At 64.6% G+C, this 14,338-nt stretch carries 14 protein-coding genes; 10 read left to right on the top strand and 4 right to left on the bottom strand.

The window, feature by feature from the left end; genetic code table 11:
- Positions 1-142: 142 nt before the first annotated feature.
- Both secG and tpiA read right to left on the bottom strand, forming a co-directional pair.
- Positions 143-529: a preprotein translocase subunit SecG gene (gene secG, locus QCM77_RS20295; RefSeq protein WP_279663869.1), complete on the bottom strand. Its 387-nt coding sequence runs from the start codon at positions 527-529 to the stop codon at positions 143-145.
- A 140-nt stretch (positions 530-669) separates the two neighbouring features.
- Positions 670-1,425 (bottom strand): triose-phosphate isomerase, encoded by a 756-nt coding sequence (tpiA, locus tag QCM77_RS20290; protein ID WP_279663871.1) that lies wholly within the window; start codon positions 1,423-1,425, stop codon positions 670-672.
- A gap of 222 nt (positions 1,426-1,647) precedes the next feature.
- On the opposite strand from tpiA, the gene QCM77_RS20285 reads away from it, so the two are divergent.
- Genes QCM77_RS20285 through moaC form a run of 4 tightly spaced genes read left to right on the top strand, consistent with a single transcriptional unit; the run spans position 1,648 to position 5,919 of the window.
- Positions 1,648-3,546 (top strand): peptidylprolyl isomerase, encoded by a 1,899-nt coding sequence (locus QCM77_RS20285; RefSeq protein WP_279663872.1) that lies wholly within the window; start codon positions 1,648-1,650, stop codon positions 3,544-3,546.
- Between the two features lie 14 nt (positions 3,547-3,560).
- Entirely contained in the window at positions 3,561-4,574 is a 1,014-nt protein-coding gene (gene trpD, locus QCM77_RS20280; protein ID WP_279663873.1) for an anthranilate phosphoribosyltransferase, read from the top strand.
- A 6-nt stretch (positions 4,575-4,580) separates the two neighbouring features.
- Complete coding sequence (trpC, locus tag QCM77_RS20275; RefSeq protein ID WP_279663875.1) at positions 4,581-5,399, top strand: indole-3-glycerol phosphate synthase TrpC; 819 nt, start codon at positions 4,581-4,583, stop codon at positions 5,397-5,399.
- 1 nt (position 5,400) lies between these two features.
- Positions 5,401-5,919, top strand: a complete 519-nt coding sequence (gene moaC, locus QCM77_RS20270) for a cyclic pyranopterin monophosphate synthase MoaC (RefSeq protein ID WP_279684634.1) — start codon at positions 5,401-5,403, stop codon at positions 5,917-5,919.
- A gap of 11 nt (positions 5,920-5,930) precedes the next feature.
- Here moaC and QCM77_RS20265 read toward each other — a convergent pair whose 3' ends face one another.
- Positions 5,931-6,521 carry a CGNR zinc finger domain-containing protein gene (locus QCM77_RS20265; RefSeq protein ID WP_279663879.1) on the bottom strand — a complete coding sequence of 197 codons (591 nt, stop codon included), beginning with the start codon at positions 6,519-6,521 and terminating at the stop codon, positions 5,931-5,933.
- A 138-nt stretch (positions 6,522-6,659) separates the two neighbouring features.
- Here QCM77_RS20265 and QCM77_RS20260 point away from each other — a divergent pair, with 138 nt between their 5' ends.
- Both QCM77_RS20260 and QCM77_RS20255 read left to right on the top strand, forming a co-directional pair.
- A complete protein-coding gene (locus tag QCM77_RS20260) occupies positions 6,660-8,075 on the top strand; it encodes an amidase (RefSeq protein ID WP_279663881.1) in 1,416 nt (471 codons plus the stop codon).
- Complete coding sequence (locus QCM77_RS20255; RefSeq protein ID WP_279663882.1) at positions 8,072-9,328, top strand: MFS transporter; 1,257 nt, start codon at positions 8,072-8,074, stop codon at positions 9,326-9,328. Before QCM77_RS20260 ends, QCM77_RS20255 begins: the two co-directional genes overlap by 4 nt.
- Here QCM77_RS20255 and QCM77_RS20250 read toward each other — a convergent pair.
- A complete protein-coding gene (locus QCM77_RS20250) occupies positions 9,309-9,473 on the bottom strand; it encodes a Flp family type IVb pilin (protein ID WP_279663884.1) in 165 nt (54 codons plus the stop codon). The genes QCM77_RS20255 and QCM77_RS20250 overlap by 20 nt on opposite strands.
- A 304-nt stretch (positions 9,474-9,777) precedes the next feature.
- Here QCM77_RS20250 and QCM77_RS20245 point away from each other — a divergent pair, with 304 nt between their 5' ends.
- From QCM77_RS20245 to QCM77_RS20230, 4 genes are all read left to right on the top strand, one after another.
- Positions 9,778-12,498, top strand: coding sequence for a bifunctional diguanylate cyclase/phosphodiesterase (locus QCM77_RS20245; protein ID WP_279663885.1), 2,721 nt, complete (start codon positions 9,778-9,780; stop codon positions 12,496-12,498).
- A gap of 190 nt (positions 12,499-12,688) precedes the next feature.
- On the top strand, positions 12,689-13,249 hold the full coding sequence (locus tag QCM77_RS20240; protein ID WP_279663886.1) for a TetR/AcrR family transcriptional regulator: 561 nt from the start codon (positions 12,689-12,691) through the stop codon (positions 13,247-13,249).
- A gap of 70 nt (positions 13,250-13,319) precedes the next feature.
- Positions 13,320-14,180: a DMT family transporter gene (locus tag QCM77_RS20235; RefSeq protein ID WP_279663887.1), complete on the top strand. Its 861-nt coding sequence runs from the start codon at positions 13,320-13,322 to the stop codon at positions 14,178-14,180.
- Positions 14,181-14,197: 17 nt separating this feature from the next.
- Positions 14,198-14,320, top strand: a complete 123-nt coding sequence (locus tag QCM77_RS20230; RefSeq protein WP_279663888.1) for a hypothetical protein — start codon at positions 14,198-14,200, stop codon at positions 14,318-14,320.
- The last annotated feature ends 18 nt before the right edge of the window (positions 14,321-14,338 follow it).

Here is a 14,338-nt window from a genome sequence, read left to right as displayed (position 1 = left end):
ATTCGATTCGCCAAAGCGATTCGTATTCCGCCCCAAAGATTTTGCGGGCCTGTGGGTGAGCCAAAACTAAGAGTGGTGACAGAGCCTTGATGGGGCTTGTTGGTGCGGGACGGTAGAAGCCGCCCTGCATGGCCCCCCTGCTTTATTGCGAACGCGGCACCTGCGGGCCGCTCGGTGCCGGAGCCTGCTGCTGCTCGTCGGCCTTCTTCAGCGAATCCAGGATGCCGCCCGAGGTCGGCGGCGCGATCGGCCCGCCGCCGGCCGGCTGGGTCTGCGACGCCGGCGCACCGATGATCGACGAGGGCGCACGGTTGTAGCCGGCGTGCCAGGACAGGAACAGGCTGGTCAGGAAGAAGCCCGCAGCCAGGATCGCGGTCGTACGCGACAAGAGGTTCGCGGTGCCTCGGCTCGACATAAAGCCCGCGCCGCCGCCCATGCCGAGGCCGCCGCCTTCCGATTTCTGGAGCAGGACGGCACCGATCATGACGGCCACGATCATGAGGTGGATGACGATGATAACGGTCTGCATAGTATCCTTCCGTCACAAGCCGATAGCGCCGGTACCGGCAGCCGATCGCGCTTCGCGGGTTTTCCTGAAGTTGCGCGGTGTTACACGATCGGAAACGGCATTGCCACCCCCGATCCGTCCGGATCGCGCTCCAAGCTTAGCTAGGCGCAGCCCCTGGCAATCGCAAGGAAATCGGCCGCCTTCAGGCTGGCGCCGCCGACCAGCGCGCCGTTGACATTCTTAACCGCCATCAGCTCGGCCGCATTTGAGGGCTTGACTGAGCCGCCGTAGAGAATCCGCATCTTTCCGCCGTCGGCCTTGAACCGGGAGGTCAGGAGTTCCCGGATAAACTCATGAATCTGCTCGACATCCTGGGCCGTGGGGGTCAGGCCGGTGCCGATCGCCCAGACCGGCTCGTAGGCGACGACCAGCTTGGCCGCAGTTGAGCCATCCGGCAGCGAGCCGTTGAGCTGGCCGCGCAGGATATCCAGGGTCTGACCGGCATCGCGCTGGGCCTGCGTCTCGCCGATGCAGACGATCGCCGTCACCCCGGCGCGCCATGCGGCCTCGGCCTTCTGCCGGATCAGGGCATCGCCCTCACCGTGGTCGGCGCGGCGCTCGGAATGGCCGACGATGATGGCGGTCGCGCCTGCATCCACCAGTATTTCGGCGGCAATATCGCCGGTATGGGCGCCGGAGGCCTTGGGATGGCAATCCTGGGCCCCCACCGCGACCTTCTTGCCGCGCGCCTTCTCCGCAAAAGCTGCGATCAGGGTCGCCGGCGGACAGACCAGCAAATCGGCCTTGCCGGCCACCTCTGCCGCACCATTGAGCATGGCGTCGAATTCGGCAGTCGAGGCCTTCAGGCCGTTCATTTTCCAGTTGCCGGCGATCAGGGGGCGGATGGCATCGGTCATGTCAAATTCCAGCAAATTCGGTTTGTGCATGCGCTAGCAGAGGTCCCGTGGCAGTTCCAGAGACCAGGGGCTTTTAACCGCAGGGATCGAAAGCCTGCCGGACCTGAGGTTGCGGGGGGAAAGCCGCCACTTTATGATGATCGATCAATTTGGTGACGCGCTTTTGCGGAATCTGCATTAAGACGCGCTCCCGTTCCCCTCCTGCCAAACAAGTTGGACCAAATGCTTCGAGGAATGCGCAAGGCCTCATCAAACTGGCTCGGCAAGACCATTATGGCCGTGGTGATGGGCGTGCTGATCATCAGTTTCGGCGTTTGGGGCATCGCCGACATCTTCAAGGGCTTCGGGCAGTCCACGTTGGCCAAGATCGGCCGAACCGAGATTTCGCTGAACGAGTTCCGCCAGATCTATACGGACCGCCTGCAACAGATCAGCCGCCAGTTCGGCCGTCCGCTGTCGCCTGACCAGGCGCGCGCCTTCGGCCTTGACCGTCAGGTGCTCCAGCAGACGATCGCGGAAGCCGCCCTCGACGAAGAGGCGCGCCGGCTCGGGCTCGGCCAGTCCGACGACCAGATCCGCCAGGTCATCATGAACGACCCGAACTTCAAGGGCGTCGGCGGCAGCTTCGATCCGAACCGCTTCCAGTCCGTGATCCGCAATTTCGGCTATACCGAGCAGCGCTACGTCTCCGAGCAGCGCAAGGTCTCGCTGCGCCGGCAGATCACCGGCACGATCGGTGCCGGCCTCGAGCCGCCGAAGGCGATGCTCGAGGTGCAGACGCGCTTCCAGAACGAGCAGCGCGCCATTGAATTCGTCAGGCTCGACGCAGCCCAGGCAGGCGCCATCGACGTACCCTCGCCCGAGGCGCTCGCCGCCTATTTCGAGGATCACAAGGTCCAGTTCCGCGCGCCCGAATATCGCAAGATCGCGTTCGTCGTGGTCTCGCCGGAGGAGATCGGCAAGTGGAGCGAGGTGTCGGACGACGACGCCAAGAAACTGTTCGATCAGCGCAAGGACCGGCTCGGCACGCCGGAGAAGCGCCAGATCCACCAGATCGTATTCCCCAATGCCGCCGAGGCGCAGGCCGCGCGCGAGCGGCTCGCCGGCGGGACGTCGTTCGAGGACCTCGGCAAGGAGCGCGGCCTGAGCGCGTCCGATGTCGATCTCGGGCTCGTGACCAAATCCTCGCTCGATCCTGCGGTTGGAGACGCCGCCTTCGCGCTTGCCGCGGGCGAGATCAGCCAGCCGATCCAGGGCCGTCTCGGCACGTCGATCGTCAAGGTCGACAAGATCGAGCCGGGCAATGAGGCGAACTATGCGAGCCTTGCCGGCGACATCAAGCGCGAGATCGCCACCGAGCGCGCGCGCGTCAAGGTCGCCGATCTCCGCGACAAGATGGAAGACGAGCGCGGAGGAGGTTCCAGCGTGATCGATGCGGCGCAGAAGCTCGGCCTCACCGCCGTGACCGTCGACGCCGTCGACCGTTCCGGCCGCGCTCCGAACGGCCAGCCGGTCGCCAACATCCCGCAGGGCCTCGACGTGGTGTCGCAGGCCTTCAACACCGATGTCGGCGTCGACAACGACTCGATCTCGTTCAAGGGCGGCTTTGTCTGGTACGACGTGCTTGCCATCACGCCCTCGCGCGACCGCAATCTCGACGAGGTTCGCGACCAGGTCGAGGCACGCTGGCGGCAGGACCAGATCGCGACCAAGCTGAAGGCCAAGGCGACCGAGGTGGTGCAGAAGCTCGAATCCGGCGGCAAGCTCGCCGACGAAGCAGCCGCGATCGGCGCCAAGGTCGAGACCGCGAGCGGCTTCAAGCGCGACGCCTCGCCCGCCAGTGTGCCCGCAGCCGTCGTGTCGGCCGCCTTCCGCGCCGCCAAGGACGGCGTCGGGCAGACGCCGGTGACCGGCGGCACCGAGGTGATCGTATTCCGCGTCACCGAGATCGTCGTTCCCGTGGTCGACGCCGCTTCGGAAGCGGTCAAGAAGCTGAAGGACAGTCTCGACCGCGCGCAGACCGAGGAGCAGGTCGCTTCCTACGTCAACAAGCTTGAAACCGACATCGGGACCACCATTAATCAGGCCGCCTTCGCGCAGGTGACCGGCGCGAACCAGTGAGTTGAAAGCACGCGATGGACGACCTGAAATCGATCATTGGAAAAGTGGCGACCGGCGCCAGCCTGTCGCGTGACGAAGCGGCTTCCGCCTTCGACGCCATGATGTCTGGCGAGGCTACGCCCTCGCAGATGGGCGGCCTCCTGATGGCGCTGCGGGTGCGCGGCGAGACCGTGGACGAGATCACCGGCGCGGTCTCGGCGATGCGCTCCAAGATGCTCACAGTCGACGCGCCCGCGGACGCCGTCGACATCGTCGGTACCGGCGGCGACGGTTCCGGCTCGGTCAATGTCTCGACCTGCGCCTCCTTCATCGTTTCGGGCGCGGGTTTGCCGGTGGCCAAGCACGGCAATCGCGCGCTGTCGTCGCGCTCGGGCGCCGCCGACGTGCTGGCTTCGCTCGGGGTGAAGATCGATCTGAGGCCGGAGCAGGTCGGCCGCTGCGTGCGCGAATGCGGCATCGGCTTCATGTTCGCCCCCGCCCATCATCCCGCCATGAAGAACGTCGGCCCGACCCGGGTCGAGCTGGCGACACGCACGATCTTCAATCTGCTCGGCCCCTTGTCCAATCCGGCCGGCGTGAAGCGGCAGATGGTCGGCGTATTCTCCCGGCAATGGGTGCAGCCGCTGGCGCAGGTGCTCAAGAACCTCGGCTCCGAATCCGCCTGGGTCGTGCACGGTTCCGATGGCCTCGACGAAATCACCCTCACCGGCCCGACCTTCGTCTCCGCGCTCCACAATGGCGAGATCCGGAATTTCGAGGTGACGCCGGAGGACGCCGGCCTGCCGCGCTGCGAGGCCGGTGCACTCAAAGGCGCCGACGCCGACGCGAATGCGATCGCCTTGCAGAGCGTGCTCGACGGCAAGCCGAGCCCCTATCGCGACGTGGCACTGATGAACGCGGCCGCCGCGCTGGTCCTGGCCGGACGCGCCAAGGACCTCAAGGAGGGCGTTGCGATTGGAGTGAAGGCGCTCGACAGCGGCGCGGCGAACGCGCGGCTGAAGCATCTGATCGCGGTCTCCAACAGCTGAGCTGACATGTCGGACATCCTGACCAAGATCGAAGCCTACAAGCGCGAGGAGATCGCCGCCGCCAGGCGCGCACAGCCGCTGTCCGCGGTGGAGGCGAAGGCCAAGGCGCAAGCAGCACCGCGCGGCTTCGCGCGCGCGATCAAGGCCAAGCACGCCAACGGCGACTACGCGCTGATCGCGGAGGTCAAGAAGGCCTCGCCGTCAAAGGGCCTGATCCGCGCCGATTTCGATCCGCCGCTGCTCGCCAAGGCCTATGAGGCCGGCGGCGCGGCCTGCCTCTCGGTGCTGACCGACACGCCCTCGTTCCAGGGCCATCTCGACTTCATGGTAGCCGCACGCGAGGCCACGTCACTGCCGGTGCTGCGCAAGGATTTCATGTTCGACACCTATCAGGTGGCGGAGGCCCGCGCGCACGGCGCCGACTGCATCCTGATCATCATGGCGGCGCTCGATGATGCCACGGCAAAAGACCTCGAGAACGCCGCCCTCGCCTACGGCATGGACGTGCTGATCGAGATCCACGACCGCGCCGAGCTCGACCGCGCGCTGAAGCTGCGTTCCCCGATGATCGGCGTCAACAATCGCAATTTGCGCACCTTCGAGACCACGCTTGCGACCAGCGAAACATTGGCCCCGTTGATCCCCGGGGACCGGCTGATGGTCGGCGAGAGCGGCATCTTCACGCCCGCCGATCTCGCCCGGCTCGAGCGCGTCGGCATGTCGACCTTCCTGGTCGGCGAGAGCCTGATGCGCCAAGCCGACGTCACCGCTGCGACGCGCACGCTGCTCGCACGCGAAACTACGCGCGCGACGGGCACGCGCTGACATGACTCGCAAGCCGAGCACTACGAAAGCAGCCAAGACCGAGACCGGCCCTGCCCTCACCCATATCGGCGCTTCCGGCGAGGCGCGGATGGTCGACGTGTCGGACAAGCCCGCGAGCGAGCGGCTCGCGGTCGCGGAAGGACGCGTCGTCATGAGCAAGGCGACGCTTGATCTGATCGTGTCCGGCAATGCCAAGAAAGGCGACGTGCTCGGCACCGCGCGCATCGCCGGCATCATGGCAGCCAAGCGCACGTCGGAGCTGATTCCGCTCTGCCATCCGCTGGCGCTGTCGAAGGTCACAGTCGACATCGAGCCCGACGCAAAGCTGCCGGGCTGCTTCGTCCGCGCCAGCGTGAAGGTCACGGGCCCGACCGGTGTCGAGATGGAGGCGCTCACCGCCGTCTCGGTCGCCTGCCTCACCATCTACGACATGATCAAGGCGGTGGAACGCGGCGTGCGCATCGAGGGCATCCGCCTGGTCGAGAAGCTCGGCGGCAAGTCCGGCCATTACCGCGGCTGATTGCCGCTGATCTATTTCGCCTCGCGCTGCCGCTCGCGATAGGCGCGCGTCTTCATCCGATTGCCGCACAGCGTCGACATGCACCACCGCCGCGTCGATGGTTTCGACCGATCGAAGAACACCCGGCGGCATTCCTCCGAGGCGCACATCTTCAGCCGGTCCAGCGTTCCCACAAGCGTCGCGTTGTGCAGCTCGATGGCGATAGCCGACAGGCCGGCGAGCGCATCCTCGCGCATCGCCGATAATACTGCGCCGCGGCCAACCCGCGCCTCCACCCGCAACGGAAACGCTGCGAGCGCGTCACCGAGCGCGCCGAGAACCTCCTTGTTCCGGCGCCGCTCGGCTGGGTCGCATTGCAGATAGGCGCGTAGCGCTCCGCGCAGCCGCAGCGCGGTAGCTAACATTGCGGGCGTGATGCGTCCGCCGGCGCCGAGGCCGCGCTCCTGCATCCAGTCCGCGATCTGCTTCATCCCGGCAATTTCGTCGCTCTGCGGGTGCTCCACCCCGAAATGCGAGAAGTGGCGAACATCGAGCGTGTTGGCGAAATCGTAGACGTTCGCCAACGCGTCAGGAACCTGGAACTTGCGTGACTCTTTCGACATCGGAACACCGGAGGAATTTGAGACACCAGTAAAACATATTTACCGGTTGACAGCAACAGACACCGGTATATTGATTATACTGGTGTTGACCTCCTCGTTGAAATCGAGCGGGGTTGCGATGACAAAATGGAGAACGCCGTGGCCGAGCTCCTGCATTATCTCGAACTCACCGAGCTTGCTGCACGCCTCAAGGCGCGCGAAATCTCCGCGCTGGACGTGACGCGCGCGCAACTCGACCGTATCGACGCCCTGGACCGTGAACTCGGCAGCTACGTTCACGTGATGGCGGAAACGGCTATCGCCGAGGCGAAAGCCGCGGATGCCGAAATCGCAAATGGCCAGTATCGGGGCCCGCTGCATGGCGTGCCGATTGCGCTGAAGGATCTATTTTGGACCAAGGGCATTCCGACGGCGGCCGGCACCACGCTTCATCGCGATTTTCGTCCCGGTGAAGATGCGACCGTCGCGCGCAGGGTCAAGGATGCAGGCGCCGTGGTGCTCGGCAAGTTGCAGCTCACCGAGGGCGCCTATTCCGATCACCACCCGTTGGTGACGCCACCGAGAAATCCATGGAATCCGGATTACTGGCCGGGCATTTCGTCCAGCGGCTCGGCGGTTGCGACGGCCGCCGGACTTTGCTTCGGCTCGCTCGGCTCCGACACCGGCGGCTCGATCCGCTGGCCGTCCGCCGCCAACGGCCTGACCGGGCTGAAGCCGAGCTGGGGCCGCGTCAGCCGCCACGGCACGTTCGAGCTGGCCGCGACACTCGACCATATCGGACCGATCGGCCGCAGCGCTGTCGATGCCGGCGTGCTGCTTGGGGCCATCGCCGGACACGACCCGAACGACCCGACGTCACTGCTCAATCCGGTGCCCGACTATCTTGCCGCGGCCGCACAGGACGTGCGGGGCTTGCGGATCGGCCTCGACGCTGCCTGGAACAGCGACGATGTGGACGTTGCGACAGAGCACGTGTTGGCGGACGCCATTGATGCTTTCCGCGCGCTTGGCGCCCACACCGTCAACGTCAGATTTCCCGACGTAAGACAGGCGATTGCCGACTGGACCCCTCATTGTGCGGTGGAAGCTGCAGTCGCGCACGAGGCGACTTATCCTGCCCGCGAGAATGAGTACGGTCCGATCCTCGCCTCGCTGCTCGAGGCTGGTCGCGCACTCTCCGGTCTCGATTATCAGAAGATCCTGCTGCGGCGGCTGGCACTGCGCGGCCAAGTGACTGCGCTGTTCGAGACCATCGACCTGCTGCTGATCCCGGTACACCCTTTCGCGCCGTTGACGCTGAGCATGATCCGGACGCTCGGCGAGCAGCCGGATCTGATCGCGAAGCTGCAGCGCTACACCTCCCCGTTCGACATGACCGGTCATCCCACGATCACGCTACCAGGTGGTGCATCGGCGGACGGACTGCCGATCGCGTTCCAGCTTGTCGCCGCCCATCTCGACGAGGCCACGCTGGTTCGGGCCGGCGCAGCGTTCCAGCGTGTCACGTCCTGGCATCGTCGCCATCCTTCCCTCACCTCGCGGAGGCAGCATTGACCATTCCATTCAAACCCGCTGGGCGAAGCATTTTCCATGGCTGGTTCGTCGTCGCGGCGGCATTTGCCGTCATGTTCGTCGGCTTTGGTTCCGCCTACACATTCAGCGCATTTCTGGAGCCGCTCCAGCGCGATTTCGGCGCCTCCCGCGGCTCAATCTCGCTAGTGTTCTCGATCGCGGGATTTCTGTACTTCGCTCTCGGACTCGTCAGCGGCCCCCTCGCCGACCGGTTCGGCTCGCGTCCACTGGCCGTCGCGGGCATGATCCTGATGGCGGCTGGACTTGCGGCCGCGAGCGCTGCACGTTCCCTCGTGGAGGTCTATCTCGCCTACGGGCTCGGCGTCGGCCTCGGCGTCGGCTGCGCCTATGTTCCAGCAATCGGCGCGGTGCAACGCTGGTTCGTCAAGCGCCGCGGCTTCGCCTCTGGGCTCGCGGTGAGCGGCATCGGGCTCGGTACGCTGGCAATGCCGCCGCTCGCCTCATTGCTGATCGCATCGATGGGCTGGCGCGGCGCCTATCTGGTGCTGGGCACGATCGCACTGGTGCTAGGCGGCGGGATGTCGCTGCTAATCGAGAATGATCCGAAGGACCGCGGCCTCCGACCCGACGGCGATCCGCCTCGCGACGCGGCGGACGCAAACAGCGCCGGCGGCGCCTCGGTGCGCGAGGCCGTCCGGTCGACGCGGTTTGCCGCCCTCTATGTATCGTGTCTGGTCTGCTCGTTCGGCGCCTTCGTCCCATTCGTTCATCTCGTGCCTTACGCGCGCGACCACGGGGTCGCGGCGTCCTCTGCGGTGCTGCTGCTCGGCGTGATCGGTGCCGGCAGCACGGCGGGCCGGTTCTTTCTCGGCGCGGTCGCCGACCGGATGGGCCGCGATCGCTCCCTGATCATGGTCCTGATCGGAATGGCGTTCGCGATGGCGATCTGGGCCGTTGCCGCTGATGTCCGGACCCTCGCCGCTTTTGCCTTCTTCTACGGCGTGTTCTACGGCGGCTGGGTCGCGGTGCTGCCCTCTGTGGTCATGGACTATTTTGGCGGACGCAACGTCAGTGGAATCATCGGCATCCTCTACACCAGCGTGGCGTTCGGCACGCTGGTTGGTCCGAGTGCGGCCGGCTTCGCCTACGACGTCAATCACAGCTATACTTTGCCGATCCTGATCAGCGCCGCCGCGAACATCGTCGCAGCGCTGATCGTGGTGGCGATACTGGCGCGCAGCGAAACCCGCCCGATCAGCGCAGCGACGCACTGATCGACCCGAATTTTGAACTGAGCCTGCTGCCCATGCCGTTCACCACGGTGATGATCGCAAGCGCGATGCCGGCGGCGATCAGGCCGCACTCGATCGCGGTTGCGCCGGTTTCGTCGGCGAGAAATTTCTTCAAAGTATTCTTCATGATCGTATCCTCCTCCGCGTCGTTGCGAAGACGCTCGCGAGTCGTGTGCCAATGCGAACTTAAGGATCGCCAGCACCTTAGATGGTTAAGCTTCGATTGATCATCGCGATGGCCGGCAGAAATTGTCCGGCCGCGCGGAAGCTTCCTGCAGGTCTCGCGTCCCGCGCATTGATTGCTTTTGTGAGTGTCCATTCACGGCGCATTAACCCAGCTTCCTAACTTCGCCTCCACTCCGTTCCCTTAAACCAACGGATGTTTCCGGGGCCAAGAATTGACCCTGACGTGTGCACGACAACGATCGATCATGATGACGAGATTCTGCAGTCGCCTTTTTGACCGGGCCTTCGTGCGCAGCGGACCGATCCGCTGGCTGGTGGTGGGCGGCACGCTGCTGATCGCGGCGATCGCCGTCGGCGCGACGCTGATGGCGCAGAATTTCCGCGAACGTGCGCTGCGCAACTCCGGCCGCGAGCTGGAAAACACCGTGCTGATGCTCGCCCATCATTTCGACCAGCAATTGCAGGATTTCGCCGTCATCCAGAAGGATTTTGTCGACCACGTTCGCGCGACCGGCATCACCAGTGCAGCGGACTATCGCAAACGCCTCTCCGGCCAGGACGTCCACCGGATGCTGCGCTCGAAGATCGAGGCACTGCCCTACATGGGCGGCGTCAACATCATCGATGCCGAAGGCAATTTGATCAATTCGTCGACGGCATGGCCAGCCCCGAACGTGAACGTTGCCGATCGCGCCTATTTCCGGACCTTCCGATACGATCCCAATGCTCCCGACGTCCTGATCGAGCCACTGCACAGCCGCGTCTCCGGCGCCTGGACCATCCTGATCGTGCGCAAGATCGTCGGACCAAACGGCGAATTCATGGGTGTGGTCGGACGCGGCATCGAACCGGCAAACTTCGAAAAGTTCTTCGAGTCCGCCGTGCTCGGCGAAGGCGCGACGATCTCGATGCTGCACCGGGACGGCACGCTGCTCGCCCGTTATCCCCATTCCAGCGAATTGATGGGGCGGAATTTCAAGAACGGACCGTTCGCGCATCAAAGGGTCTTCGGGCTCGACCATTTTGCCGGCCGCTTGATGAGCCCCGTCGACGGCGAGGACCGGCTGATTTCCTCACACGCCCTGCCCCACTTCCCGATCCTGATGATGGCCACCACAACGCGCGCGGCGGCCCTGACGGACTGGCGCGAGCAGATCGGCATGCTGATCTCGGTCGCCGCCTCTTCCGCACTCGCCATCGCGGGCGTGCTGATCGCGATCGTACGCAAGCTCCTGGAGCAGCACCGCCTTTCGCGGGAACGGCTGACGCTGGAAAAGCAGCGTCTCGACCGCGCCGTCAACAACATGACCCAGGGCCTGCTGCTGTTCGACGCCTCGCAGCAGCTCGTGATCTGTAATCAGCGCTACATCGAGATGTACGGGCTGTCGGCCGAAATCGTGAGGCCCGGCTGCAGGTTCCACGACATCATTGCGCACCGCAGGGCCACCGGCTCGTTCACAGGCGATCTGGACCAGTATGTCGCGCGGGTCCTGCGCGACATCCATGTGCGCAATTCCATGGTGATCGATACCTCCGACGGTCGCTCGATCCAGATCGTCAACGAACCGCTCGCTGACGGCGGCTGGGTGGCGACGCATGAGGACATCACGGAGCGCCGGCGTATCGAGGAGCGCATCACCCATCTCGCTCATTACGACGCGCTGACCGACCTGCCTAACCGCACCATGTTCCACGAGCATCTGCGCGAGGAACTGGCTCTCGTCGCCGGGGACGAACAACTCGCGGTGCACTACATCGACATCGACGAGTTCAAGGGCGTCAACGACGCGCTCGGGCATCTTGTCGGCGACGAACTCCTGAAGGCGGTCGCGCAGAGCCTCCGCCGGTGCGCGGGTCCGGCGGACTTCGTGGCGCGGCTCGGCGGCGACGAATTCGCCATCGTACAGAGCGCGGTGACGTCGCTGAACCAGGTCAACGAGCTCGTCGCGCGGCTGTTCGAGGCCATCCGCGCGCCGTTCGACTGCATGGGCCATCATCTTGCCACCGACGCCAGCATCGGCATCGCGCTGGCGCCGGAACACGGAACGGCGCTGGACCAGATCCTGAAGAACGCGGATATGGCGATGTACGCCGCCAAAGCCGCCGGACGCCGCACCTATCGCTTTTTCGAGCCGGAGATGGACGCCAAGATCCACGAGCGGCGGCAGCTCGAGATCGACCTGCGCCACGCCATCGCCCATGGCGGCCTCGAGGTCTATTACCAGCCCTGCCTCGCCCTGAAGGACGACCGCATCACCGGCTGCGAGGCGCTGGTGCGCTGGCGCCACCCCGAACGCGGCATGGTCTCGCCGGCCGAGTTCATCCCGATCGCCGAGGACACCGGCCTGATCAACGAGATCGGCGAATGGGTGCTGGCGACCGCCTGCCGGGACGCGGCGAACTGGCCCGACGACATCCGCCTCGCCGTCAACGTCTCGCCGGTGCAGTTCAAGAGCGGCACGCTGGCGCTGAAGATCATGGCGGCGCTCGCCGCCTCCAATTTTCCGGCCAGCCGGCTCGAGCTCGAGATCACCGAGGCGGTGCTGATCCGTGACGACGACACCGCGCTTGCGATCCTGCATCAACTCCGCACCATCGGCGTCCGCATCGCGCTCGACGATTTCGGCACCGGCTACTCCTCGCTGAGCTATCTGCACCGCTTCCCGTTCGACAAGATCAAGATCGACCGCTGCTTCGTCAACGACATCGCCGGCCCCGACGGCTCCGCCAGCATCGTCCAGGCCGTCGTCAACTTAGCAGCCGCCCGCCGCATGACCACCACGGCCGAGGGCGTCGAGACCGAGGAGCAGCGGCGGCTGCTCCGCGCGCTCGGCTGCTCCGAGATGCAGGGCTATCTGTTCAGCGCTGCGAGGCCCGCCGACAAGGTGCTGGAGCTGTTCGCAGCTCATCGCAGCCGTCTCGTCCAGCACGGCGACCAAGAGAGCCGACGCCGCGAAGCAGGCTAGCGCCCGTCCTCATACAGCTGAGCGGAAATCCTGCAATTGCTCGGAGCATTCCTGCTCATGAGCCAAGGATGACATTGGCGGACAGCCAAACGGCGCCAGGCTTGGAATTGAAGACCATTTGGTCTATATATAAGCGATGCGCCGCCAGAACCCAGTTCCCTCGCCCCGTGGCCGTCCCCGAAGTTTCGACATGGAAGCAGCTGTCGAACGCGCGATGGGCGTGTTCTGGTCCCGCGGCTATCACGCCACGGCGCTACCGGACCTTCTTCGTGCGACGAAGCTCTCGCGGGGCAGCCTCTACGCCGCTTTCGGCGACAAGCACTCGCTGTTCTTGCGTGCGCTTGATCGCTACATTGCGATTGCCTCGACACGGATGGATATCGAACTCGACCCCCGCAGGGAGCCGGTCGACGGCCTACGGGCCTACCTTGCCGGCTACGTTGACCGCAACAGCGGTGCCAATGGTCGGCGCGGATGCCTGTTGGTGGCCACAGCCATGGAACTGGCTGGCCGTGATGCCGAAATTGATCGTCGCATCGGGAGCTTTTTCAAAGCCATGGAGGCTCGGGTGGCTGGTGCACTTTCCCGTGCGAAGGCAGCGGGCAAGCTGGCCGATGGTGTCGAGCCTTCGAGTGCCGCCCGAATTCTCGTCTGTTTCGTCGAGGGCCTGCGGGTGGTCGGTAAAACGGCACCGACACGGATCATTTCGCAAGCCACCGTTGACGCTTTTCTCGACCGCTTCATCAGGTAGACAAACCATGGACGTTTCCGCTGTTCGCACGCCTATATCTAGACCGAATGGTCTTGAAAAGAACGATGCCATGTCTGCCATTCAGATCGTCTGCGCGGTGGTCGTCCCCTTGCTCTGGGGTTATCAATTCGTGGCCATCAAAGTTGGCGTTATGGAGTTTCCACCCCTCTTCTTCCTCGCGCTGCGCTTCCTGGCCATCGCGCTGCTGCTTGTTCCCTTTGTCAAAAGGCCCGCACGTCAACAGTTTGGCCCGATCGCAGCGATTTCGTTTTTCCTTGGCGGACTGAACTTCGGGCTCTTCTATGTTGGCCTCGGCCTCGGCTCGGGAAGCATGTCGGCCGTCGCAATTCAACTCGCCACGCCCTTCACCGTCCTGCTGGCCTGGCCGCTGCTTGCGGAGCGGCCGTCTCTCACCACGTCCGCTGGAGTGGTGCTTGCATTCGTCGGCGTGGTCGTGCTGGCAGCAGGGCCTGGTCTGTCGGCAAATGCGCTTCCGCTGCTGCTCGTGGTCGGCGCAGCCTTCGCATTCGCGGTGTCCAACGTCTTGACCAAACGCTACGGTCCTTTTGATCCCCTGATGTTGATGGGGTGGTCGTCGCTGCTCACGGTGCCGCAGGTCATGGTGATGTCGTTGCTCCTTGAACATGGACAAGCGGCGAGCCTTGTCACGGCGGACGGGCATGGTTGGCTGGCACTGGCCTACACGATTTTCATCGGAGGAATTGTCGGGTTTGGCCTTTGGTTCTGGCTGATCGGGCGTTGCTCCATGGGCCGCGTCGCACCCTTCGGTCTGCTGCTTCCGGTGTTCGCCTTGATGTCGAGCGTGTTGTTCCTTGGTGAACGCATGACTCCAAAATTGATGATCGGCGGGCTGCTCGCGATCTCCGGCGTCGCCGTCACTCAGCTAAGACCGAGCGCTCGACCAATTTGAACTTGGAAGTCGCGTCGTTGGCAGATTCTCAGCGGGTCCATCCCCGCGACGAAGTGCTGGTCGAGCGCGACCGCGCCCGGCGCTGGGCCGAGCGCGACGGCTGCTACGAGGTCACCTTTGCGGCCATGAACCCCAGCTGAGACGGCGTCCAAAACGAA

The sequence above is a fragment of the Bradyrhizobium nivariense genome, from assembly GCF_029846695.2.
Taxonomy (GTDB): Bacteria; Pseudomonadota; Alphaproteobacteria; order Rhizobiales; family Xanthobacteraceae; genus Bradyrhizobium.
This window is presented reverse-complemented; position numbering and strand designations above follow the sequence as displayed.

Bases quoted from the DNA above. Each gene is read 5' to 3' on its own strand.
- QCM77_RS20265 (WP_279663879.1), bottom strand. From the start codon at position 6,521: ATGTCGAAAGAGTCACGCAAGTTCCAGGTTCCTGACGCGTTGGCGAAC.
- QCM77_RS20245 (WP_279663885.1), top strand. From the start codon at position 9,778: ATGATGACGAGATTCTGCAGTCGCCTTTTTGACCGGGCCTTCGTGCGC.
- trpC (WP_279663875.1), top strand. From the start codon at position 4,581: ATGTCGGACATCCTGACCAAGATCGAAGCCTACAAGCGCGAGGAGATC.
- secG (WP_279663869.1), bottom strand. From the start codon at position 529: ATGCAGACCGTTATCATCGTCATCCACCTCATGATCGTGGCCGTCATG.
- QCM77_RS20285 (WP_279663872.1), top strand. From the start codon at position 1,648: ATGCTTCGAGGAATGCGCAAGGCCTCATCAAACTGGCTCGGCAAGACC.
- QCM77_RS20240 (WP_279663886.1), top strand. From the start codon at position 12,689: ATGGAAGCAGCTGTCGAACGCGCGATGGGCGTGTTCTGGTCCCGCGGC.
- tpiA (WP_279663871.1), bottom strand. From the start codon at position 1,425: ATGACCGATGCCATCCGCCCCCTGATCGCCGGCAACTGGAAAATGAAC.
- moaC (WP_279684634.1), top strand. From the start codon at position 5,401: ATGACTCGCAAGCCGAGCACTACGAAAGCAGCCAAGACCGAGACCGGC.
- trpD (WP_279663873.1), top strand. From the start codon at position 3,561: ATGGACGACCTGAAATCGATCATTGGAAAAGTGGCGACCGGCGCCAGC.
- QCM77_RS20250 (WP_279663884.1), bottom strand. From the start codon at position 9,473: ATGAAGAATACTTTGAAGAAATTTCTCGCCGACGAAACCGGCGCAACC.
- QCM77_RS20235 (WP_279663887.1), top strand. From the start codon at position 13,320: ATGTCTGCCATTCAGATCGTCTGCGCGGTGGTCGTCCCCTTGCTCTGG.